Below are 22,038 nucleotides of genomic sequence, written 5' to 3' on the forward strand. Positions count from 1 at the left end.
GAGGCCGTTACACGGGTAAAAGAGTCAGTCTAATAACAGTCAATCAAACGACTATAAATCAATTTTTCGTTCAATCATATTGCAACGTAACTATCATAAAAAGCCCGACCAATTGGTCGAGCTTTCCATGATGGTTGTTGCGTTTCCCTTTATTTTGGTACACTCTTAGTTTACCAAATCATGATTTCATCACCACTGACAAACACGCCGTCTTGTTCTAATCCCGAACAAAACGCTTCATTTGTACAGTTGTTATTTCATCAGCCGTTCGATTTGACGTAAATTAAAACAGACGCGCACATCAACGGCCTCGCCAGATTCTTTTAAATTACCTTCAAACCAACGATCAATTTGGTTAATGAGTGCCCCACTGTAAAAGATCTCAAAGTCTTTCAACTCCGAATCAGTATAGTGTGGTCGATATTTTTCAAGTACTTGTTTAAAGACAGTCGTTGTGAAGGATTCAAAGAAAGCACAACGCAGCATTTCATCCGAGAAACGATAGAGATTTAAACAAAATTCAGGATAACGCATAATGAATTGGACCATCTCGTGACAGCCCTCTTCCCAGTGGCCGGCGCAAATCGCCTGCCTCACCAGCGCTAGTACCTCTTGCTCTAATGTCCATCTAAACAGACCACACATCCCATTTGGAAAATGATAATAAAAGGTCGTTCGTGAGACCTCTGCCTGTTCTAAAAACTCAGCGACGGTTAATTTTCGTTGCCGTTTCTTTGATAATAATTGCATTAAAATTAATGCCATATGTTGCTTCATAACTTGTCCTTTCCTCATTTACCCACCCCTTCTTAATTTTTCCTCTTCTAGTTTATCAAAAAAATGATAAGTCATGTTTAAACATTAACAAAGACTAAGATTAATGTAATCGTTATCAAATTTTTCGAACAAAAAAAGCTCAGATTGCCGCAATAACGCGGTATATCTGAGCTTTTTTAAGCATCATGTTTATTTTTCTAAACCTTCAGCAACTGCTTCTGGGTAGTTGGCTGTGACAATCGCAGCACAACGCGCACAAAGCATTGGGAACTTGTCGTCTGAACCGACATCGGTCTTAATCATCCGACAACGATCACAAACGTCACCTTCGGCATGAGCAACACTAACAGCAACGCCGTCAAATTGTGTGGCTTCTGCTGGGGCTTCTACAGCTTGGTCAGCAATTGTTAATTGTGAGACAATCAATAATTGTTTAACGTCAGCATCTAATGAAGCTAATAAAGCAGCATTGGCTTCGTTTGGATAAAGTGTTACGGCAGCTTCTAATGACTTACCGATGACCTTGTCCATCCGGGCCGTTTCAAGGGCTTTTAAGACATCGTCACGAATACCCATGAAAGCATTCCATGTAGCGACTAAGTCTTCTTCACCGGCAAAATGTGCCACTTCTGGCATTTCAGCTAATTGAACGAATTCTTCTGGTTCATGTAAGTAGCTCCAGATTTCTTCAGCTGTATGTGGCAAGATTGGTGTTAATAACTTCGTCAAGGCAACTGCTACTGCATAGAAAACAGTTTGCATGTTACGACGAGGCGCATCATTTTGGCCATCAATATAAACAACATCTTTAGCAAAGTCTAAGTAGAAGGCTGATAATTCGTTCGTTAAGAACATATTGATTGTCTTATAAACTGTGGCAAAATCGTAAGCATCGTAAGCAGCTTTACAACTTTCAATGATTGCGTTTAAGCGAACCAACATGAACTTATCAACTGAGCCTAATTCTGCGTAATCAACTGTGTCTTTGGCAGGATCAAAGTCGGTTGTGTTAGCGATCATAAAGCGCATTGTGTTCCGGATCTTCCGGTAAGCTTCACTGACTTGTTGGAAGTTTTCCATTGTCACTTTCACATCTGAACTAGCATCGACTGAGGCTACCCAGAGGCGGACAATATCTGCACCCATTTGTTTAATGATCTTTTCAGGTAGGATTGTATTCCCAAGTGATTTACTCATCTTACGACCATTACCGTCTAAGACGAAGCCTTGTGAGATAACAGCCTTATAAGGGCTCACTTCGCCAACCGCAACGCTCGTGATTAAACTTGAGTTAAACCAACCACGATATTGATCTGAACCTTCTAAGATTAAGTCTGCTGGATAAGTTAATTCATCACGAGCAGCTAAAACAGCTTGATGTGATGAACCTGAATCAAACCAAACATCCATGATATCTTTTTCTTTTGTAAATTCACCATTTGGGCTACCAGGATGTGTAAAGCCAGCTGGTAATAAGTCTTTAGCATCCCATTCAAACCAAACGTTTGAACCGTGTTCTGCAAAGAGTTGTGCCACACGTTCGATTGTTTCTGGTGTGATGATTTCTGTACCGTCTTCAGCGTAGAAGATTGGTAATGGCACACCCCATGCCCGTTGACGAGAGATAACCCAATCGCCACGATCACGAATCATGTTGTAAAGACGCGTCTTACCCCATTCTGGCATGAATTCAACTTTTTCGATTTGTGCCAAGATTTGATCTCTGAACGCATCGATTGAAGCAAACCATTGTGCTGTTGCTCGGAAGATAACTGGTTTCTTTGTCCGCCAGTCATGTGGGTAACTATGCGTGAAGAAGTCGAGTTTCAATAATGAGCCGTTCTTTTCAAGCGCTTCTATCACCATTGGGTTTGCTTTGTCGTAATAAACACCTTCAAAGCCAGGGGCATCTTCAGTCATAATCCCTTTGCTGTCAACGACTGAAAGCACTGGTAACTTATATTTTGTCCCAGCGTTGTAATCATCTTCACCGTGACCTGGTGCCGTATGCACTAAACCAGTCCCAGTTTCTAATGTCACGTGGTTCCCTAAGATCACCAATGATTCACGGTCATATAATGGGTGGCGGGCTGTCATTAATTCCATGTCAGCACCCTTGAAAGTCTTCAAGATTTCAACTGATTCCCAACCAAGAAGATCAGTCATCTTGTTCAAACGTTCTGCAGCAACAACGTATTTTTGACCGTCAGCTAATACTTGAACATAATCAAAAGCTGGGTTAACAGCAATCCCTAAGTTAGCAGGAATTGTCCATGGTGTTGTTGTCCAGATGATGAATTTTGTGTCAGCATCTAATAAATCTTTACCATCAACAACGTTAAACGCAACGTACATTGATGGTGACTTGATGTCTTTGTATTCAATTTCAGCTTCAGCTAATGTTGATTCTGATGAAGGTGACCAGTAAACGGGCTTCTTACCTTTATAGATATAGCCTTTTTTAGCCATTTCACCGAAGACACGAATTTCTTCAGCTTCGAAATCAGCTGTTAAAGTGATGTATGGATTATCCCAATCAGCAGAAATACCAAGGCGTTTGAAATCTTGGCGTTGCGTGTTGACTTGTTCCATGGCATAGTCGTAACAAAGTTTACGGTAGTCAACAAGGCTCATTTCCTTCCGTTTAATACCCTTTTTAGCCAAGGCTTGTTCGATTGGCAAACCATGTGTATCCCAACCAGGGACAAAAGGTGCGCGGAAACCGTTCATTGATTTGTAACGAACGATGATATCTTTACTTGTTTTATTTAAGGCGTGACCCATGTGGATATTACCGTTAGCAAATGGAGGCCCATCATGAAGTACGAATGATGGTTTACCTTCATTTAATTTTTGCCGTTGTTGATAAAGGTTGTTATCGGCCCAACCTTTTTGCCAATCGATTTCACGATTAGGCAAACCTGCTCGCATTGGGAAAGCTGTCTTACCCAAGTTTAATGTTTCTTTGATACGCATTAAATCACTCCTCAATTTTTTAAAACAAAAAAAGACCCCGCCCCGTATAGGACGAAATCTTCGTGGTACCACCTAATTTTGAGAGTCAAAGACCCTCCTTAAGATGCGTTAACGGGCATTGGCCGTTCCAAACTACTTGATTCATCTGAAAAACAACAAGGTGATACACACTAAATAGAGCATTACCAACCTTCCACCAGTCGTTGGCTCGCTTAAATGTTATTTAATTTGTTAATTCTTGTTATTGTCTGTTAATGGTTCGCTATCGTCTTCTTCGATTGGATTATAGCCATAGCCATTATGAGTTTCTTCTGATTGAATTTCATCATCTAAAGTATCGGCCTTAATGACTGGTTCTTCAGGTGCTTCTTCATCAGCTACTTCTGGTAACTTATCATCAGGGAAAACAATCGTATGGGTTGTTTGATCAGAAAAGTCATCAGTCGTAATATCATCCCATGGTTTAACTACTGTCTCTGAGTCTACTAGATTATGCTTCTTGCTGTCAAGGTCTGTGAGGTCAATTTCTGCAGATAATGCTTCATGACCAGCTAAATCATCTTTAGATAATAGGTCTGTCCATTCGGGGCTCTTAACAACTTCCAATTGTGATTCGAGCATCACTTGTAATCTTTGACGGAAAACGCGTGTTTGTTTCTTCAAATCGTCTGTTTCGATGGCGATTTGTTTAGCACGTTCAGTTGCATCTTCAATAATGTGGTTGGCTTTTTCAGTCGCATCATTCAACATTGATTTAGAATTCTTTTCTGTTTCAGTTTGAATAATTTCAGCTTCTCTTTTAGCATTTTCTTTAACTTTATCGGCTGCTTCTTGGGCCACAATAATTGATTGGTTCAAGGCATCTTTTAATTCGTTAAAGTAAGTGACCTTTTCATCACTTGATTTTAGTTCTGCTTTTAAAGCATCATTTTCATTTAAAACTGATTCGTAATCCTTAATCACTTGGTCTAAAAAGTCATTAACTTGATCAGGATTATATCCCCGCATCTTATTGCCGAACTCTTTGTTATGAATATCTAAAGGTGTTAAAACCATTCTGAAATCCCTCCGTCATTTTCAACATTTCTATTATTTTCTTAGAATACCAAGTGTCACACGGTATTTTTCTTTACGCGTTTGACCATCAATTGATTTGAGCTGAATACGCCCATAGCCACGGACAGAAATAATGTCTAATAAGTCTAATTCAAAATCAGGCTTATCAAAGGCTTGCCAATTCAATTTCACTTTATTACCTTGAACAAGCTCTTTAGCACGTTGCCGTGACATATTATAAACTGCCGCGATAATCGTATCTAGTCGGAATGAACTGACTAATAGCTGTTCAAACTGCCAAGCATCCCTGGGGATAATCAACTCAGTATAGGCTTGTTCTTCAAGGTGAACAGTAACTTTACCAATCTTCGTAATCTGATTCACCACATAGTCAGCCATCTTAGTTGTGACAAAAAATTGCCACCGTTGACCATCCGTCATGATATCACCAAACACGTTTCGATCAATACCAGCGTTGACCAATGTTCCTAAAATCTTACCATGCGAAAGCTGTGCAAATTTAATTGGATAACGAATTTCAAAGAGTTGGATTTCAAAATCGGCTTCCTCAGGTTCAAAATAAGTTGGTGCAATCAACGCACGTTGTCGTTCAGCAGCATTGTAGCCCCCACTGAAATGGTATTTAAGCTCACCCTTTTCACCAATTAAGGTTTGTAGAATGTAAGCCTGTCTAGGATCTAAAAAATCCGTTAATATTGCACGGTATTCAGTTGTTGCTTGTTCAATCCAATCAAGAACTTGTGCAACAAATGGCGCTTCACTTTTTCTAAAGTGCTGATAAACAGCTTCGTTATCAGCCATCTTAGTAATACCTCATGGCTAAGATTTGAATAATCGTCCCTAAGCCACGTTCGACTAAATACAAGACAAAGCCAGCAATGATGGCGGAAAAACCAATACCACCAATTGCTGGTATGATCCGGTCAAAAACCCCTAAGAAGGGTTCAACCAATCTCGCAAGTAGCTGACCTAATTTAGAATCCATCGCACCTGGAATCCAAGTTAATAGACAATAAATAAAGATGATGCCCACATAAATCCTTGTGGCTTGCATTAGGAACATTAATAAATAGATTACAAATTGCACTTAGTTCACCTCAGAATCAAAATCATTTTGATCGATAATATCGGATAGATTACCGTCAATTTCATAGTTTGGTGGCGTGCATAAAAAGATTTGTTCACCGACCCGTTGAATTTCACCATTAATTGCGAAAACTGTCCCGGTCAGAAAATCAATTATGCGTGACGCTTGTGCACCCTCAATTCTCGTAAAATTAACAATAACGGCTTTATTTTCGAGTAAATGCTTACCAACTTTTTTAGCGTCAGAGTAAATACGTGGTTCGCAAAGTACGATTTTATTCATCTTAGCATTGCCTGCGGCGGTCATTGAAATAATATTATCCGGACGTGATGTTGGACTGACTTCATCAGTTGTCTTGGTTCCTTGCAGATCAGTCGAATAATCTTCATCTTCTGTCATGCCGAAAAAATTACTGAAACTAAATTTACCAGCCATCAGTCATCCTCCTAATTATTTACGACGTCGTTTAAAAAATGGGGGTACATCATTGTTATCTTGTTTTGTATCCACAGCGTCACTGTCTACTTGTGCTGTTCGTTTGAAGATGTCGAAGTCTTTCTTTTCAACTTCATCAAATTTTTCAGTAGCTTTCGCTTGTTCGCGTGGATTAGGTTCACGACGCATGTCCCAATTGCCGAAAGGATCGTCATTAGTTGTTTGTTTAGGTGTACTAGGTTGTACAGGTTGACTTGTTGTTTGAGCAGCTTCTGGACGTTTTGGTGTTTTACCATCGTTATCGATCCCAGTTGCAATCACAGTTACGACAACTTCGTCTCCAAGATTTTCATTGATTGATGTCCCGAAGATTAAGTTGACTTCACTTGTTGCAGCTTGTTGAACGATACCAGCAGCATCTTGTGCTTCAAATAATGACAAGTCTGGGCCACCAGTGATGTTTAAGAGGACTTGTTCTGCGCCATCGATTGAAACTTCCAATAATGGTGATGAAATAGCCTTCTTCGTTGCTTCTGCTGTCCGGTTTTCGCCAGTAGCTGAACCAATCCCCATCAAGGCAGAACCTTGGTTTGCCATTACTGTTTTAACATCAGCAAAATCCAAGTTGACATAACCAGGTGATGTGATTAAGTCTGAAATCCCTTGAACCCCTTGACGTAAAACATTATCAGCTTCGTGGAAAGCTTCCAACATTGGTGTCTTCTTATCAACAATTTCAAGTAAACGGTTATTAGCAATAATGACTAATGTATCAACATGTTGTTTTAATTCAGCAATCCCTGAAGCAGCGTTTTTACCACGTTTAGGGCCTTCGAATGTAAATGGACGTGTCACAACACCAACAGTCAATGCGCCTAAGTCTTTAGCGACTTTAGCAACAACTGGGGCTGCACCGGTACCAGTACCGCCACCCATACCACCAGTAACGAAGATTAAATCAGCGCCTTTTAAGGCTTCTGCTAAAACTTCTTCACTTTCTTCGGCAGCTTTTTGACCAATATCAGGTGTTGAACCTGCACCTAAACCGCGTGTCAATTTAGGTCCTAATTGGATTTTTGTTTCTGCTTTTGAATCTTCAAGCGCTTGTACGTCAGTATTAGCCGCGATAAAATGAACGCCTTTAACGCCTTCATCGATCATTCGGTTAACGGCATTGCCACCAGCACCGCCGACACCAATTACTTTAATAACTGCGCCATTGTTTTCTTGTTCCGCATCTAATGAATATTCCATATGCTTTTCCTCCTGTAACGACTAGCCCTATTCAAAAAAGTTACTAAAGAAACTTTTTAGGCCTTCGAATGTATGCTTTGATTCAGTTTTATGTTTCTTTTGTGGTGCTTCTTTAGGTGTCGCTTGAGTCTTAGCAGTTGACTTCGTCGCTGTTTGACGTGCTTCAAATTGCTCGACATTGCCAAGCGCACTTTGAACCAGCCAATCCACTTCCGTCAAGTTAGCTATGTAGTTAATTAAACTTAACCCTTGCGCAAACGAAGGATGACGTAATCCCATTTGATCTGGAATGTAGAGTTTAACAGGGCAATTAAAAACTTCCTGTGCTAAATCAACAATTCCAGGTAAAGCTGTCACACCGCCGGTCATGACAATTCCGCCCGGCATATCGAACGCATTGACTTTATCCAAGGCCGTCTTGAGACGATCAAAGATTTGCATCATACGTGCTTCGATAATTTCAGCTAGTTTCTTCTCAGTGATTTGAATCGGCGCTGTTTGACCCACGACTTCGATTGGAATTTGTTCTTCCTCTGAAGCAACTAGTGAATCCGCATTCCCATAATCACGTTTAGCTTTTTCTGCATTCTCAATTGATGTATTTAAGACCACTGAAATATCTTTGGTGATGTGGTCGCCACCTTCTTGGTCAATTGCAGTAAATTTTAATTGATGATCATGAATAACTGCAGCGGTACTTTGACCACCACCAAGATCAACAATAATTGCGCCAAAGTCTTGTTCCCCATCTGATAACGCTAATTTACCTAATGCTAATGGATTAACGACCAGTTGTGAGAGTTCAAGACCTGCTTTTTCAATACATTTCTTTAAGTTGTGAATCATTGTTTTAGGTGCCGTGAATAAAATTCCTGACATTTCAAGACGCACACCCATCATCCCGCGAGGATCTTTAATTCCGTCAAAACCATCTACAGTAAACTGCATTGGTAAGACCGTTAAAATCTCACGTTCTGGTGGTAAGTTCCGCACTAAAGCGGCGCTTGCAACATCTTGTACATCTTGACTTGTTATTTCTTTTGATTGATCAGAAACGGCGATCATGCCTTGGCATTCTTCAATCTGTAATAGATTAGCTGGAATACCTGCGACAACTTGTGTAATTTCAATATTTGCTTTTTGCTCTGCTTGTTGAACGGCTTGTTGAATAGCGGAAACTGCTTGATCAATATCAACAATTGTGCCGCGACTCAACCCATTAGATCTTGCCGACCCAACACCGATCACGTTTAATTGTTTATTCATTGATTCTGCAACAATAACTTTAATTGAAGTAGTTCCAACATCAAGCCCAACATATATTTTTGAATTCTCCATTAAATATGTGGAACCTCCTTGCATTCAATTAGAATAAAATGATTCCTATGCTAAATAGTACCACATTTCGACTAGGTTTAGAAAGCCTTAGAATGTTATTTGAAGCCCGTTAACTAATTATTTAAGCGATTACGACTTCGATTGCTTAAATAATTTTGAATACGCACCCACTTCAAGGTCAATTTTACCCTTGCCATCCATTTGTTTCACTAAAACAGGATAATATTTAATTTTTTTGGCCAATGTTCTTAAATCACCAATTACTTCGTTACCATCATTCATATATAAGTGAACTTGATAAGGATTATCATTTTGTGCCGTTAAACGAATCTCAGAAACCGCACTTTGAATGCTATCAGGAATATCATTATAGAGTTTAAGACCCAGTTTCAAATAACGATCATTTTTAAAATGGCTGTAAACCGGACTATTCCCTAATGACTGAGTCATTTTCGTTTTCAAAATAGTGCCGTTTTCTAAAATTGGGTAATACTGCTTATGCTTAAACATATACCCCACTGTCTTATACTCTGAAACATTGATTGCAACGTGATTCATTTGGCTCACTTGCAAGCTAACCTGTTTAATCTTAGGTAATTTCGTTTGAATATTATTCTTAGCTTTCGTGTGGTGCATTAATTGCCACAACACATCATCGCCAAGCTGAATCCCACTTGCATTAATGACCTGTTGATCGGGTACCGACTTTGTGCCGTTAACGGCTAACTGTTGAATATCACTTTTTGTTGAAATGAAATAAGTTGCAGTCAAACTCCCTAAAGTAAAAATCCCTAGAATGACTACTAGTTGCCATCTAATCTTTTTACCACGTTGTTTTTTGAGCTGTGGTAGTTGATTGGTAATTGTTGGGCGCCCTGGTTTTAAACGTTGTCGACGCTGTCGTTTCCACCGCTTAATCTGATAGGCGCGCCACACCTTTAATAACTGTAGCGGATCATGTGACCCGAGCTGCTTTTTTTATTTTTCAAGTCACACGCTTCTTTCTACAATTAAATAATCGTTTCAATGACCTCAATAATCCGGTCTGATGCATCCGGAATACCACTCTTCTTAGCGGCTTTAGCCATTGCATGTTGTTTTTCTGGTGTTTCAAATAATGTATCTAGTGCTTTGACAAGACTATCACCCGTTAATTCTGATTCCGGAATTAAAATAGCGGCGTCTTCTTTCACTAAACTTTGCGCATTTTTAGTTTGATGGTCATTTGTCACGTATGGACTAGGAATTAAAATAGATGGAATCCCTAATGCCGTAATTTCGGCAAGACTAGTGGCACCAGCCCGGCCGACAATTGCCTTCAAGTCAGGTAAAACTTCTGGCATATTGCTAATGTAAGGCACGAACGCCAAATTACTATTTAAAGTAGTATTGGCTAAAGCTGCTTGTACATTTTCGTAATGGACTTGACCAGAAACGAATAGGACTTGATAGTCACGTTCGTTTAAAAGTGGCACCGCATCAATAAACGCCTTGTTGATACTTGGGGCGCCCCGGCTACCACCAAAAATCATGACAGTTGGACTATCCGTTTTTAAACCAAATTCGCTTAGGCGTTCATTTGGGACCATTCCGGCCACTTGTTGGGCCCGAGGATTCCCTGTTAAAACGACTTTGTGCATTGGAAATTGGTCGCTAACAGATTCAAAAGAAATCGCCACTTTATCAACAAACCGCGCTAAGAATTTATTCGTCACACCGGCTGCTGAATTTTGTTCATGAATAATCGTTGGTACTTTTAAACGACTTGCGGCGTATAAAAGTGACCCTGATACATAACCACCGGTCCCAATGACAACATCTGGTTTGAATTCTTTAATCATTTTTTTAGCGGACTTAATACTGCTCATGAATAATTCGATTGTTTTAAGGTTAGTTTTAATCCCATTAAGATTCATTGAGCGTTTAAACCCTTGAATCTCAAGTGTTTTAAAATCAATGCCCTGATCAGGCACAATTTTACTTTCTAAACCACGTTCTGTTCCGACATATAATACAGCATCTAACAAACCACGTTGTTTTAGACGTTCAATTAAGGCTAGTGCTGGGTAAATGTGGCCACCTGTGCCACCGCCAGATATCATTACTCTCATTATTAAATCTCCAATTTATTCTGTAATTTGTTCAACCGCATCAATGTAGACATCGCCGCGTTCTTCAAACGTTTTGAATTGATCCCAACTGGCACAAGCAGGTGATAATAAGATCACATCACCCTCTTGACTTGCCGCGTAAGCTGCGGGTACTGCTTCAGTTAGTTGATCGACAATTTCAATCGTTTCAATTCCGGCTTCTTTGGCCGTTTGTGCCAACAGCTGCTTAGTTTCACCATAAAGGATAATCGCTTTGACATGGGCTTTCAATAAAGCAGTTAATGGTTCAAACGTAAAGCCACGATCAAGGCCCCCAGCAATGAGAACGATGGGTTGTTTGAAACTCTTCAAGGCAACCTCTGTCGCTTCCATATTTGTGGCTTTTGAATCGTTATAGAAACGACGCCCTGCGAATTCTTTAACGAATTGCATCCGGTGTTTAACGCCTGTAAAGGTCGTTAGGACTTCAATAATCGCTTCGTTTGATTGGCCCATTAACTTAGCGGCTGCCAATGCTGCTAAGGCATTTTCAACATTGTGATCGCCAGGGACATTAATATCTGTAACTGGCATGATGACTTCACCTTTAAAGCATAGTTGGCCATCTTTGACATAGGCCCCTTCTTCAGAAGTGCCTAATCTAGAAAATGGCACAACTTGCGCTTTGGTTTGTTGGCTTAAGGTTCTTAATTCTGGTAAGTCCCAGTTCACAACAAAGTAATCAGAAGCTGTTTGATTTTGGACGATCCGCATCTTAGCTTGCACGTAATTTTCACGTGTCCCGTGATAATCGAGATGTGCTTCGTAGATATTCGTTAAGACTGCTACCTTGGGTTTAACAGTTGTTGTCCCCATCAATTGAAAACTTGATAATTCGGTGACCATTGTATCTTTGGCCGTTGCTTTTTGAGCGACTTCACTCAACGGAATACCAATGTTTCCGGCGGCATATGCATGTCCTTGTGCACGTTGATAGTTCAACATTAAGGCGATTAAAGTCGTCGTAGTTGTTTTCCCGTTTGAGCCAGTCACACTCACCCAGTCAGCTTCAGAAACTTCATAAGCCAATTCTGGTTCTGTCAAGACGGGAATCTCGCGTTTGATGGCTTCTGCCACCATTGGATTATCATAGCGAATTCCTGGGTTTTTAAAGAGGTAATGGAACCCTTCTTCAAATAAAGCAACTGGATGACTACCCGTAATGACAGTTGCACCAAGCGCCCGTAATTCAGCGACTGCTGGTGTGTCCTCTTGATCTTGGCCATCATTAACAGTAACTTTTGCGCCTAATTGTAATAATAGTTTAGTAGCGTTAACGCCACTTTTACCTAGTCCTAATACTAAAACAGATTGATTTTGATATGTTGCGATGGTTCTCATCGAATTCGCCCTCTTCTAAAAAATTAACAGATAAATTGTTGAACAGATAATGCTGAATACCCAGAAACTAATATCAATACGCCATTCGCTCCAACCAGACATTTCAAAGTGATGGTGGATGGGACTCATTTTAAAGATACGTTTATGGAATAGTTTGAATGAAGCAACTTGGAGCATCACACTGGCCGTTTCAATGACATAAACAAGGCCAATTAATAATAGTGAGAATTCACGGTGTAAGAGAATTGACATGGCTGCCAACGCCCCACCAAGGGCTAATGAACCAACGTCACCCATGAAAATTTGAGCTGGCTTATGATTAAAGATTAAGAATCCAATCAAGCCCCCAATAATTGTTAAGCCAAAAATCGCAACATCGATTTGATTTTGTCTAAAAGCAATAATCGTATAAGTTGCAAATGACACAATTGCCAAACCAGCAACCAAGCCGTCAATCCCATCCGCTAAATTAACCGCGTTTGAAAAGCCAACCAACCACACGATGATAAATAAACTAAAGAACCAACTGCTAGAAATTGTACCGATTAACGGTATGTTCAGTGCGTGGCTGAAACCTTCGTGGAAATAAACCGCTAAGAAAACTGCGCCACCCAAGATTTGACCAGCTAATTTTTGCCAAGCCCGCAAACCAAGGTTTTGTTTTTTGAAGACTTTGATAAAGTCATCTGAAAAACCAAGTAAGCCATATAGTACTAGGATGAATAATGCGATCCATAAGCTATTGGTCAATTGTTGCAACCAGATAGCGACCCAGATACTAGAAATTACTGCGGCAACGATGAACACCAACCCACCCATCGTTGGTGTACCGTTTTTCTTAGCGTGCCACTTAGGACCTTCATCACGAATTGTTTGTCCCTCTTTTTTAAACCGTAAATAACCGATGAATAACGGCATGAAGATCACCGTAATCACAAACCCACTCATTAGGGGTATTAAAAATTGTCCCGTTAACATGATATAAACTCCTTTAATCCACTCTTATTTGACTATTTTAATTGTACCTTAATTTGCTTGACGCCGTCTAACAAACTATTAACCGCTAGACTTTGATGATAAGCATAACCACTGCCTTTGATATCCACATCGATCCCCGTTAATTGCGCTAGTTTTAGTAAGTCATTTTTTGACCAACCATTAACATCCGGCATCGTCATCGCGCCGTTGGTCATCAACAAGACCCGTTGGTTCGGCAAAATGACACTGCCGGCTTTTGGTAATTGTTGCACGACGAGATTACCACTACCTACCAATGTTGTCTTTAGGTTTTGCGCTTCTAGTTTCTTTTGCGCATCCTTTGTTGATTGACTCAAGACCGAAGCGACTTTAACTTGTTGTTGCTTATCTTTTTCGGCTTCCTTCGTATACTCTAGCGCCCGTTTCATCATTGGATTAAAGACTTGCGATAAAATGGTTTCCGCACTATCCGTCATATTACCCGGTTGCTTCATTGTGATATATAAAATGTATTTAGGATCATCTGCCGGTGCAATTCCCGATACTGAGAAGATATAGTTGCTTGCACCAGTTAAATAGCCACCGTTAGGACCCGTAATTTGCGCCGTCCCGGTTTTAGCCGCGATTTTATAGCCCGGAATCTGGTAAACCTGACCAGTCCCATAATCTTTATAAACGACGTCTTCCATATTTTGCATGACTTTCTTAGCCGTGCTGGCTTTGATTGGTTTACCGGCTTTAATCGGTGTGATTTGTTGTTCTTGACCAACACCTGCCAAAATTTGCGGCTTAATCATTGTCCCATTGTTAGCAATGGCACTTGTCATCTGCAACATCTGCATGACATTGACGTTAATCCCTTGCCCAAACGAAGTCGTCGCCTGATCAAGTGGTCGTTCATATTGCAAGGTGCCGGCCGTCTCACCTGGTAATTCGATACCCGTTTTCTTGAGGAAGCCAAATTTTTCAATATAGGACTTCCAAGTCTTGGCACCCATTTCCTGTTCTAATTTGACCATCCCAACATTACTTGAGCGGGCAAACGCTTGGTTGAGCGGAATCATCCCCCACCCAGCGGTCTGCCAATCACTAATTTTCTTACCACTGACCAACACAGAACCCGATTTATAGTATTGATCTGGATTATAGTGACCTGAATCGATCGCAGCTGATAACGTCGCAATCTTCAAAACAGAACCAGGTTCATAACCATCTTCGACCAAAGTATCGCGCCAAACATCACCAATACCTTTTTTAGTACTTGCATTAAAAGTTGGTCGTTGTGAGGCCGCTAAAATTTCACCGGTCTTAGCGTTCATTAAAACGGCGTTCATGCTAGCCGGTTGATATTTCTTATTAACTTTACTCAACAGACTTTCTAGATAGGATTGCATCCGTGAATCTAGTGTTAAATACACATCTTGACCGTTCTTAGCGGCTTTGACTTTGTTTTTGTTCTGATTAATCGAATAGCCATACGAATCCTTCGTCAAATTCTTATAGCCATCTTGACCCGTTAATTGTTCGTTGAAATACTTCTCAACCCCCATGACGCCAACTAAATCTTGACTACCACTATCTTCTGAACCTTTAGGCGTTTGTGCAATCCCCACAACGTGCGATGCAAAAGTCCCATTAGGATACAAGCGTGTTGGTGATTCTTTAAAGTAAATCCCGGTCAAATGTTGCTTTTCAATTTTTCGTTTAATGCTGAGTGATAAATTCTGCCCGGCACTCCCAAATTCAACTTGGTAAACAGCTTTATTTTTAGGCGTCAATTGCTTATAAATATTAGCTTCACTCATTGGGAGGTACTTGCTGAGCGCCTTTGCTGTTTTCTTCTTATCTGCTACGTATAATGGCTTTTTATCCGCAGTCACATAATCATGACTCAAAACCGCATAAACGGCATAGGCGTTGGTATCTTGTGCTAAAACATTGCCTGATGAATCATAAATTGTGCCCCGTTGTGCCCGAATCACGGAGTCGCCTTCATATTTCTTGTTCGATCGTTTAGTTAAATCAACACCCGCAATATGCCCGGTTGCGGCGATGTACGCAAAACGACCCATGAAAATCAGAAAAATCGCCGCGATAATCAGCAATAAAACTTCGCCAAATATGCGTCGATTCTGTCGTGGACTCCTATGTGTCCTAAATAAATTTCTCATTTAGCCACATTCCGAATATTGTTTTCGTTTAATTTCAGATTATTTTTCTTAGCAAAGGCATCTAAACGGTCGGAGCTTGTTAATTCCCCGATTTCTTGTTTTAAATCATTATTTTTAGCACGTGTTTGACTCATATCTTGAGTGGTATTTTCTAATGTCCGTTGTGCATTAACCACCGCGATTTTAGTCGAGAGTAAGCTTACTAGCATTGCAAAAAAAGCAATCCCGATTACGGTAACGGCTAATTTTTCAAGTGTTGAATAAGCTACTTTTTGAGTTGTTTGTTGCGCTGATTGACGAGCAGGTTCTTGAACCTGACTCGGAATACTTTCTGGGGTCGTTAGTTGGCGAGCTGCATTGGTTGCCATCATAATCATTCCTTCTAGTCTATTTCTTTTTGTTTTTCAGCTACTCTTAACTTAGCACTGTGTGCCCGGTGGTTAACCGTTAACTCGTCTTCTGTTGGTAGGATTGGTTTGCGATTAACCAGTTTTAAAACGGTTTTTTCGGTGCCCGGCATAATCGGTAATCCCTTAGGAATATCTGGTAATGTCGCTTGTTCCTTAAACATTGTTTTGACTAAACGGTCTTCCAATGATTGGAACGTAATGATGCTAATTCGACCACCCACTTTAACTAATGGAATGGCTTGTTCAACTGAATCTTCAATTGCGCCTAATTCATCATTAACCGCAATTCGGATTGCTTGGAAAATCCGCTTAGCTGGATGCCCACCCGTCCGTCTTGCCGGTGCCGGAATTGCCTCTTTAATTAAATCTGCTAATTGGATTGTCGTTTCAATGGGTGCAATTTCTCTTTGTTGTTCGATTTTACGTGCGACTTGTTTTGAGAATTTTTCTTCACCATATCTGAAGAAAATTTTAATCAATTGTTGGTAAGACCATTCGTTAACGACTGTATACGCTGTTAACTCGGCGCCTTGATCCATGCGCATATCGAGTGGCGCTTCTTTTTTATAACTGAAGCCGCGTTGGGCATCGTCAAACTGTGGTGATGAAACACCTAAGTCGTATAAAATACCATCAATCTTCGTGATGCCTTGTTCAGCGAGTGCTGTTTTCAAAAATCGAAAATTACTCTTGATAAATGTCACTTGTCCTGCATCCGCATACTTCGCTAACCGTTGGCGACTACTTTCAAGTGCGTGGTCGTCTTGGTCAAATGAATAAAGATGTCCGGTTGTTAATTGTGACAATAAGTATTCACTATGACCACCACCACCTAGTGTTGCATCAACGTAAATCCCGTCTGGCTGAACATTTAAGGCATCAACCGTTTCTTTTAATAAAACACTTTGATGTTTAAATGTTTCTGTCATATTGTTACCATCCTTTAAAAATCAAAATCTAACATATTTTCAGCAATGTCATCGAAATTTTCTTCAGCTTCTTCACTAAAGCTCGCCCATTTTTCTTGGCTCCAAATTTCGATTCGATTGGAAACCCCAATCAGCACACATTCCTTTTCTAAAGAAGCGTGGGTTGATAATGCTTGGGGAATCATAATGCGGCCCTGTTTATCCGGGGTACATTGCACCGCAGCTGAGTAGAAAAAACGCACAAAAGCACGTGCATCTTTTTTAGCGAGTGGCAGTTGTTTTAATTTCTCTTCCAACTGTTCCCATTCGCTGAGTGGGTAACCGAAGATACAATTGTCCATACCACGGGTCAACACGAATTCAGTTCCTAATGCTTCCCGGAACTTGGCTGGTACAATCAATCGGTTCTTCGTGTCGATTGTGTGATGAAATTCACCCATGAACATATACTTCACCCCTTTACCCACCTCAATTCATTTTAGTCTACCATAATCCCCCACTTTCTACCACATTTTGACTAAAAAAACCAAAATCTTATCTTTTAGGATTTATTCCCACTAACCCACTAGCCATAACCATTTTGCACCTTAATAGCACTGCCTATTAACGACATCTCGTTCACTAGTGAACAACCCTTAAATAGATCGTCGAACCACAACAAAAAAGGCCTAGGGCAAAATACCCTAGACCAATCATTTAATTAATTTTAGAAGTTTAAGACGCCGGTTGCTGCCAATGAGCCAAAAATAACAGAGCCTACTGTGGCGATTAACATAACCCAAACAAAAATCTTGGTTATCCGACTAAAAGTACTTGTTTGTTTCTTCAACGATTCCACCACCTAGTCTTTTTTCTTATCAGCAGTTTACACCGAATCAATGCAAAGTGCAACTTAGTCCTTTTTATCTTTTCAGAAAGACGGTACAATGGGGATATTAACTTTCGAGGTGATTCAAATGCCATTTACGGCTACGTTATTCTTTATTCTATTACCGTTAATTTGTTTAGCCATCGGTTACGGCTTAAATCTTGTATTGCAACGCTTTTTCAAAAAACAACTTCACTTTGTCGACTGGCTACCCGTGCCATTTTTAATAAGTGCCATCGCGCTTAGCCAACCATTTTTCAACAAAGCTGGTTGGTATTTCTGCTTGGTCATCTGCGTATGGGGCATCATTTGGAGTCTAACGCGGTTTTATTACGACCATGCGCTTTATCCCCGCAAGTTTTTCAAAAGCTGGTGGCGCTATGTCTTATTAATGTCAGGCGCTTGGTACCTTACCTTTCTCGTTATCGCATTGATTGTAAAATAAAAGTCGCACGCCAAATTGGCATGCGACTTTTTTGATATCATTTATTGAAATAATCAATCAGCATCGATAAATCAGTAATCGTCACTGTCGGTTGCGCCGTAATTAGTAAGCAATCAACGTCAAAATAAACCGTTTGAAGTCCAGCGTTAATCCCGGCTTCAATATCCAACGCGCGATCGCCGATCATAACTGTCTTCGCTCTATCTAATTGATAACGATCGCAGAGGTAATTCAAACTGTCCGGCGCCGGTTTGCGCGCAAACCCGTTTTGGCTAGTGACAATCTCCGTAAAATACTGGTCGAGATGATGTTCCGCCAAATATTTTTGAGCCGCTGTATCACGATGCGTCATCAAGAAGTTACGCCCGGTCTGACTAACCCGTTCTAAAATAGCCGCCGCCCCTGGATAAGGTTGCGGTGCAATTTGCGTCTTCGCCTCGAGTTGATGATATTGTTGGTCTAATGTCGCAAATGCAGTCCCCGTTTGATCGGCTAATGCTTGTAACATCTTTTTAATTGATGTTTGTTTAATCGCTTTGTACAAAGCATCCTGATCAACTGGTACTTGTTGTTGCTGATAAACCGCAACGAGCGCTTTTAACATTACTGGATAGGTATCATAGAGTGTCCCATCAAAGTCCCAAATTGCATTTTGATAAGCCATTAATTATCCCTCGTATCAAATAAAATCGTCACCGGACCATCGTTGACAAGGGCGACTTGCATATCCGCCCCAAATTCACCCGTTTCAACAGTAATCCCAGTAGCCGCTAGTTTTTGGTTAAATAAATGATACATTTTTTGCGCATAATCAGGTTGCCCCGCCCCTGTAAAACTAGGCCGGTTCCCCTTCTTGGTTGAGGCATATAACGTAAATTGCGATACTGATAAAATGGCACCGTCAACTTGCCCTAACGCCAAATTCATCTTCCCTGCTTCATCTTCAAAAACCCGTAATTGACTGATCTTTTTGACGAGGTAATCTAAATCGGCCTCTGTATCGTCATCGCAAATGCCAACTAACAGTAAAAAGCCCTTGTTGATTTGACCAACGACTTGTTCTTCAATTGTGACACTTGCTTGGCTAACACGTTGTAAGACTACTTTCATGATTAACGACTCCTATCCTTGCACTCGTTTAACTTCGTAAACATCTGGAATATTTTTAACGGCTTCCATAATCCGTTCGAGATGATCAATATTGTGAATCCCAACCGTCACATGAATATCAGCCATTTTATCATGGTCAATCCGCCCCATGACATTGTTGAGTTGTTTGCTGTGTGCATTCAACACTTGTAAGACATCGTTTAATAAACCGCCCCGATTGTAACCATAGACCTCTAAGTTGGCATCGTAGAGTTGATCATGTTTAGCGGACGTATTTTCCCAACTGACTTCCGTTAGTCGACTGTTCATATCGGCACGATCCACGATATTTGGACAATCACGACGATGGACTGAAACACCACGCCCTTTTGTCACATAGCCAACAATATCGTCGCCAGGTACTGGATTACAGCACTTACTTAAGCGTACCAACACATTATCGACACCTTCGATGATGACGCCGTCTTCATGCTTAATCGTAATATGACTACCAGCAGCCTTTTGACCTGGTTTTTGAGAATCCTTGGCCGATAAAATTTCAGCTTCTAGTGCCTTTTGTTCATTCTCTTCTTTTTCACGACGTTCCTTAAGCGTTAATCGGTTCAAGACCGCTTGTGCTGAGATTTCACCAAAGCCCACCGCTGCAAATAATTCTTCTTCTGAATTAAAATTAAAGTGCGGCAAAATGATTGCTAAGCTATCCTTGTTCAGATGTGCCTTCACAGTATGACCTTGTTCTAACAACAAATGTTCAATTGCTGTCCGGCCTTTTTCAACATTTTCATCACGATCTTCTTTTTTAAAGTACCGTTTTACTTTATTACGAGCACGGGCTGTGAAAGCTAACTTAATCCAATCCCGGCTTGGTGTCGCACTAGTTGAGGTTAACATCTCCACAATATCACCGTTACGTAATTGATAATTTAATGGGACGATTTTGCCGTTAATCTTAGCACCAACCGCATGATTACCCACTTCCGTATGCACGAGATAGGCAAAATCAATTGGTACCGAGCCTTTTGGCAACTCGTAAACATCGCCTCTAGGGGTGAAAACGTAGACGCGGTCGCTGAAGATATCGCCTTTGACACTTTCCATAAATTCTGATGCATCATCTGAGGCATCTTGAATTTCTAGAATTTCACGGAATAAATCTAACTTACGGCCTGATTCATCTATCTTAATTTGTTCCTTAACGCCTTCTTTATAAGCCCAATGTGCCGCAACCCCATATTCAGCAACGTTGTGCATTTCTTGCGTCCGGATTTGTACTTCAAGTGGTTTGTCTTTAGGACCAATCACCGTTGTATGAATCGATTGATACATATTCGCTTTGGGCATTGCAATATAGTCTTTAAAACGACCGGGCATTGGTTTCCACTTAGTGTGAATGGCGCCTAAAACAGCGTAACAATCTTTAATCGAGTCAACCACTACCCGAATTGCGAGTAAATCATAGAGTTCTTCGAATTGCTTGTGTTGATCGCGCATCTTGCGGTAAATCGAATATAAATGTTTAGGACGACCGTAAATTTCGTAGTTCATGTCCAAATCGGCAACTGAATCCTTGATGTCTTCAATTGCTTCTTGAATATAAGCTTCACGTTGTGTCCGCTTAGAATTCATCAAATGAACAATCCGATAGTATTGTTGTGGGTTAAGATAGCGTAGCGAAATATCTTCTAGTTCCCACTTAATCTTACTAATCCCTAAACGATCAGCTAATGGCGCATAAATTTCCAACGTTTCATTAGCAATCCGCCGTTGTTTTTCGGGTTTCAAATGCTTTAACGTGCGCATATTATGCAGACGATCGGCTAGTTTTACCATAATGACCCGTAAATCCTTGGCCATCGCTAACAACATCTTCCGATGATTTTCAGCGAGTTGTTCTTGATGCGATTTATACTTAATTTTCCCTAATTTCGTCACACCATCAACAATGACTGCCACATCTTGGCCAAACATCTCTTGCACATCACCTAAGGTAATATTGGTATCTTCAACGACGTCATGCAAATAGCCCGACGCAACTGTCGCCGGATCCATCTTCAATTCTGCTAAAATACCTGCGACTTGAATCGGATGAATAATGTACGGTTCACCTGATTGACGTACTTGTTCCTTATGCACATACGCTGCAAAATCATACGCCTTTTGCACGAAAGCAAGATGCTCAGCATTCATGTATTTCTGACATAGCTGGATCACTTCTTGCTGTGAAATCACTTTTTCTTCTGACATCTTGCCCAACTCCAATTCCGACTCTACTAAAATTTGTTTTTTAAACAACAAAACTGGCTCAACAGTTTGTCGAGTCAGTTTTATTTGCGACGTTCGTACGCAGTATTAATACCCAAATAACTTAATAAGAAGTAAATTGGGATAAACCAATAATTATAATCTGCGAAGCGGACAACAACCATTAAGGCAAATAAAACTGGCAGATAAAAAATATTATACCAAGGGGCGTGTGTTTTCTGAATGCGATAGCCGATGAAAAAGGCTGCACAGCCATTAATTGCCATAAACAGCAACCCAATGCGCCACGTTTTACTAATTGATAACCAACCGAAAACGAGTGGCAATACAACGGCAAGGAGTAACGCTACTAAGAAGTAACGGACCCAAACTTGCTTTAAAAAGCGATTATTTTTAATTTTATCCATTGTGAAGCCCCTCTATAAAAATT

General features: G+C 40.5%; 22 protein-coding genes and 1 other annotated feature. Of the genes, 1 reads left to right on the forward strand and 21 read right to left on the reverse strand.

The genetic code is table 11. From position 1 onward, the window contains the following. Window positions 1–252: 252 nt before the first annotated feature. The 17 genes from LEUCM_RS08360 to LEUCM_RS08440 form a co-directional block, all read right to left on the reverse strand. The gene (locus tag LEUCM_RS08360) at window positions 253–795 is read right to left on the reverse strand and encodes a TetR/AcrR family transcriptional regulator (RefSeq protein WP_025015838.1); all 543 of its coding nucleotides are present in this window, start codon (window positions 793–795) and stop codon (window positions 253–255) included. Window positions 796–966: 171 nt separating this feature from the next. Further along, window positions 967–3,753, reverse strand: a complete 2,787-nt coding sequence (gene ileS / locus LEUCM_RS08365; protein WP_025015839.1) for an isoleucine--tRNA ligase — start codon at window positions 3,751–3,753, stop codon at window positions 967–969. Window positions 3,754–3,797: 44 nt separating this feature from the next. Further along, window positions 3,798–4,007, reverse strand: a binding site (T-box leader). Then, complete coding sequence (locus tag LEUCM_RS08370) at window positions 3,985–4,809, reverse strand: DivIVA domain-containing protein (RefSeq protein WP_025015840.1); 825 nt, start codon at window positions 4,807–4,809, stop codon at window positions 3,985–3,987. (Overlaps the previous feature by 23 nt.) Before the next feature lie 33 nt (window positions 4,810–4,842). After that, window positions 4,843–5,631, reverse strand: coding sequence for a YlmH family RNA-binding protein (locus tag LEUCM_RS08375; RefSeq protein WP_016264915.1), 789 nt, complete (start codon window positions 5,629–5,631; stop codon window positions 4,843–4,845). A gap of 1 nt (window position 5,632) precedes the next feature. Further along, window positions 5,633–5,917: a YggT family protein gene (locus tag LEUCM_RS08380; protein WP_011374460.1), complete on the reverse strand. Its 285-nt coding sequence runs from the start codon at window positions 5,915–5,917 to the stop codon at window positions 5,633–5,635. Continuing rightward, on the reverse strand, window positions 5,918–6,352 hold the full coding sequence (locus LEUCM_RS08385; RefSeq protein WP_011374459.1) for a cell division protein SepF: 435 nt from the start codon (window positions 6,350–6,352) through the stop codon (window positions 5,918–5,920). Between the two features lie 15 nt (window positions 6,353–6,367). Further along, window positions 6,368–7,606, reverse strand: coding sequence for a cell division protein FtsZ (gene ftsZ / locus LEUCM_RS08390; protein ID WP_011374458.1), 1,239 nt, complete (start codon window positions 7,604–7,606; stop codon window positions 6,368–6,370). A 27-nt stretch (window positions 7,607–7,633) separates the two neighbouring features. Further along, window positions 7,634–8,944 carry a cell division protein FtsA gene (ftsA, locus tag LEUCM_RS08395; protein ID WP_011374457.1) on the reverse strand — a complete coding sequence of 437 codons (1,311 nt, stop codon included), beginning with the start codon at window positions 8,942–8,944 and terminating at the stop codon, window positions 7,634–7,636. A 129-nt stretch (window positions 8,945–9,073) separates the two neighbouring features. Beyond that, on the reverse strand, window positions 9,074–9,880 hold the full coding sequence (locus LEUCM_RS08400; RefSeq protein WP_096695400.1) for a cell division protein FtsQ/DivIB: 807 nt from the start codon (window positions 9,878–9,880) through the stop codon (window positions 9,074–9,076). Between the two features lie 74 nt (window positions 9,881–9,954). Further along, a complete protein-coding gene (gene murG, locus LEUCM_RS08405; protein ID WP_016264912.1) occupies window positions 9,955–11,055 on the reverse strand; it encodes an undecaprenyldiphospho-muramoylpentapeptide beta-N-acetylglucosaminyltransferase in 1,101 nt (366 codons plus the stop codon). Window positions 11,056–11,070: 15 nt separating this feature from the next. Continuing rightward, window positions 11,071–12,435 (reverse strand): UDP-N-acetylmuramoyl-L-alanine--D-glutamate ligase, encoded by a 1,365-nt coding sequence (gene murD, locus LEUCM_RS08410; RefSeq protein WP_016264911.1) that lies wholly within the window; start codon window positions 12,433–12,435, stop codon window positions 11,071–11,073. A 15-nt stretch (window positions 12,436–12,450) separates the two neighbouring features. Further along, entirely contained in the window at window positions 12,451–13,413 is a 963-nt protein-coding gene (gene mraY, locus LEUCM_RS08415) for a phospho-N-acetylmuramoyl-pentapeptide-transferase (protein ID WP_016264910.1), read from the reverse strand. 32 nt (window positions 13,414–13,445) lie between these two features. Next, a complete protein-coding gene (locus LEUCM_RS08420) occupies window positions 13,446–15,584 on the reverse strand; it encodes a penicillin-binding transpeptidase domain-containing protein (protein ID WP_025015841.1) in 2,139 nt (712 codons plus the stop codon). Beyond that, window positions 15,581–15,955, reverse strand: a complete 375-nt coding sequence (ftsL, locus tag LEUCM_RS08425) for a cell division protein FtsL (RefSeq protein ID WP_016264908.1) — start codon at window positions 15,953–15,955, stop codon at window positions 15,581–15,583. The genes LEUCM_RS08420 and ftsL overlap by 4 nt, the downstream gene beginning before the upstream one ends. An 11-nt stretch (window positions 15,956–15,966) precedes the next feature. After that, on the reverse strand, window positions 15,967–16,923 hold the full coding sequence (gene rsmH, locus LEUCM_RS08430) for a 16S rRNA (cytosine(1402)-N(4))-methyltransferase RsmH (protein WP_016264907.1): 957 nt from the start codon (window positions 16,921–16,923) through the stop codon (window positions 15,967–15,969). Between the two features lie 14 nt (window positions 16,924–16,937). After that, entirely contained in the window at window positions 16,938–17,369 is a 432-nt protein-coding gene (mraZ, locus tag LEUCM_RS08435; protein ID WP_011374449.1) for a division/cell wall cluster transcriptional repressor MraZ, read from the reverse strand. Window positions 17,370–17,629: 260 nt separating this feature from the next. Further along, window positions 17,630–17,752: a DUF4044 domain-containing protein gene (locus tag LEUCM_RS08440; protein WP_011374448.1), complete on the reverse strand. Its 123-nt coding sequence runs from the start codon at window positions 17,750–17,752 to the stop codon at window positions 17,630–17,632. A gap of 97 nt (window positions 17,753–17,849) precedes the next feature. Between LEUCM_RS08440 and LEUCM_RS08445 the strand changes: the two genes are divergently transcribed. After that, window positions 17,850–18,236 (forward strand): DUF3397 domain-containing protein, encoded by a 387-nt coding sequence (locus LEUCM_RS08445; protein ID WP_025015842.1) that lies wholly within the window; start codon window positions 17,850–17,852, stop codon window positions 18,234–18,236. Window positions 18,237–18,273: 37 nt separating this feature from the next. Here the strand turns inward: LEUCM_RS08445 and LEUCM_RS08450 are convergent, their stop codons facing one another. The 4 genes from LEUCM_RS08450 to LEUCM_RS08465 all read right to left on the reverse strand — a co-directional run bounded on the left by LEUCM_RS08450 (window position 18,274) and on the right by LEUCM_RS08465 (window position 22,015). Next, window positions 18,274–18,900, reverse strand: a complete 627-nt coding sequence (locus LEUCM_RS08450) for an HAD-IA family hydrolase (RefSeq protein WP_016264905.1) — start codon at window positions 18,898–18,900, stop codon at window positions 18,274–18,276. Continuing rightward, window positions 18,900–19,346: a D-aminoacyl-tRNA deacylase gene (dtd, locus tag LEUCM_RS08455; protein ID WP_016264904.1), complete on the reverse strand. Its 447-nt coding sequence runs from the start codon at window positions 19,344–19,346 to the stop codon at window positions 18,900–18,902. The genes LEUCM_RS08450 and dtd overlap by 1 nt, the downstream gene beginning before the upstream one ends. A 12-nt stretch (window positions 19,347–19,358) precedes the next feature. Then, complete coding sequence (locus LEUCM_RS08460) at window positions 19,359–21,590, reverse strand: RelA/SpoT family protein (RefSeq protein ID WP_025015843.1); 2,232 nt, start codon at window positions 21,588–21,590, stop codon at window positions 19,359–19,361. Between the two features lie 80 nt (window positions 21,591–21,670). Next, window positions 21,671–22,015 (reverse strand): hypothetical protein, encoded by a 345-nt coding sequence (locus tag LEUCM_RS08465; RefSeq protein WP_025015844.1) that lies wholly within the window; start codon window positions 22,013–22,015, stop codon window positions 21,671–21,673. Window positions 22,016–22,038 lie beyond the last annotated feature (23 nt).

Origin of the sequence: Latilactobacillus sakei subsp. sakei DSM 20017 = JCM 1157, assembly GCF_002370355.1 — a bacterium.
GTDB classification, from domain to species: Bacteria; Bacillota; Bacilli; order Lactobacillales; family Lactobacillaceae; genus Latilactobacillus; species Latilactobacillus sakei.

What these genes read in the sequence shown, in the direction of transcription:
- LEUCM_RS08360 (WP_025015838.1), bottom strand. Translation starts at nt 795, where the DNA reads ATGAGGAAAGGACAAGTTATGAAGCAACATATGGCATTAATTTTAATG.
- ileS (WP_025015839.1), bottom strand. Translation starts at nt 3,753, where the DNA reads ATGCGTATCAAAGAAACATTAAACTTGGGTAAGACAGCTTTCCCAATG.
- LEUCM_RS08370 (WP_025015840.1), bottom strand. Translation starts at nt 4,809, where the DNA reads ATGGTTTTAACACCTTTAGATATTCATAACAAAGAGTTCGGCAATAAG.
- LEUCM_RS08375 (WP_016264915.1), bottom strand. Translation starts at nt 5,631, where the DNA reads ATGGCTGATAACGAAGCTGTTTATCAGCACTTTAGAAAAAGTGAAGCG.
- LEUCM_RS08385 (WP_011374459.1), bottom strand. Translation starts at nt 6,352, where the DNA reads ATGGCTGGTAAATTTAGTTTCAGTAATTTTTTCGGCATGACAGAAGAT.
- ftsZ (WP_011374458.1), bottom strand. Translation starts at nt 7,606, where the DNA reads ATGGAATATTCATTAGATGCGGAACAAGAAAACAATGGCGCAGTTATT.
- ftsA (WP_011374457.1), bottom strand. Translation starts at nt 8,944, where the DNA reads ATGGAGAATTCAAAAATATATGTTGGGCTTGATGTTGGAACTACTTCA.
- murG (WP_016264912.1), bottom strand. Translation starts at nt 11,055, where the DNA reads ATGAGAGTAATGATATCTGGCGGTGGCACAGGTGGCCACATTTACCCA.
- murD (WP_016264911.1), bottom strand. Translation starts at nt 12,435, where the DNA reads ATGAGAACCATCGCAACATATCAAAATCAATCTGTTTTAGTATTAGGA.
- mraY (WP_016264910.1), bottom strand. Translation starts at nt 13,413, where the DNA reads ATGTTAACGGGACAATTTTTAATACCCCTAATGAGTGGGTTTGTGATT.
- LEUCM_RS08420 (WP_025015841.1), bottom strand. Translation starts at nt 15,584, where the DNA reads ATGAGAAATTTATTTAGGACACATAGGAGTCCACGACAGAATCGACGC.
- ftsL (WP_016264908.1), bottom strand. Translation starts at nt 15,955, where the DNA reads ATGATGGCAACCAATGCAGCTCGCCAACTAACGACCCCAGAAAGTATT.
- rsmH (WP_016264907.1), bottom strand. Translation starts at nt 16,923, where the DNA reads ATGACAGAAACATTTAAACATCAAAGTGTTTTATTAAAAGAAACGGTT.
- mraZ (WP_011374449.1), bottom strand. Translation starts at nt 17,369, where the DNA reads ATGTTCATGGGTGAATTTCATCACACAATCGACACGAAGAACCGATTG.
- LEUCM_RS08445 (WP_025015842.1), top strand. Translation starts at nt 17,850, where the DNA reads ATGGGGATATTAACTTTCGAGGTGATTCAAATGCCATTTACGGCTACG.
- LEUCM_RS08450 (WP_016264905.1), bottom strand. Translation starts at nt 18,900, where the DNA reads ATGGCTTATCAAAATGCAATTTGGGACTTTGATGGGACACTCTATGAT.
- dtd (WP_016264904.1), bottom strand. Translation starts at nt 19,346, where the DNA reads ATGAAAGTAGTCTTACAACGTGTTAGCCAAGCAAGTGTCACAATTGAA.
- LEUCM_RS08460 (WP_025015843.1), bottom strand. Translation starts at nt 21,590, where the DNA reads ATGTCAGAAGAAAAAGTGATTTCACAGCAAGAAGTGATCCAGCTATGT.
- LEUCM_RS08465 (WP_025015844.1), bottom strand. Translation starts at nt 22,015, where the DNA reads ATGGATAAAATTAAAAATAATCGCTTTTTAAAGCAAGTTTGGGTCCGT.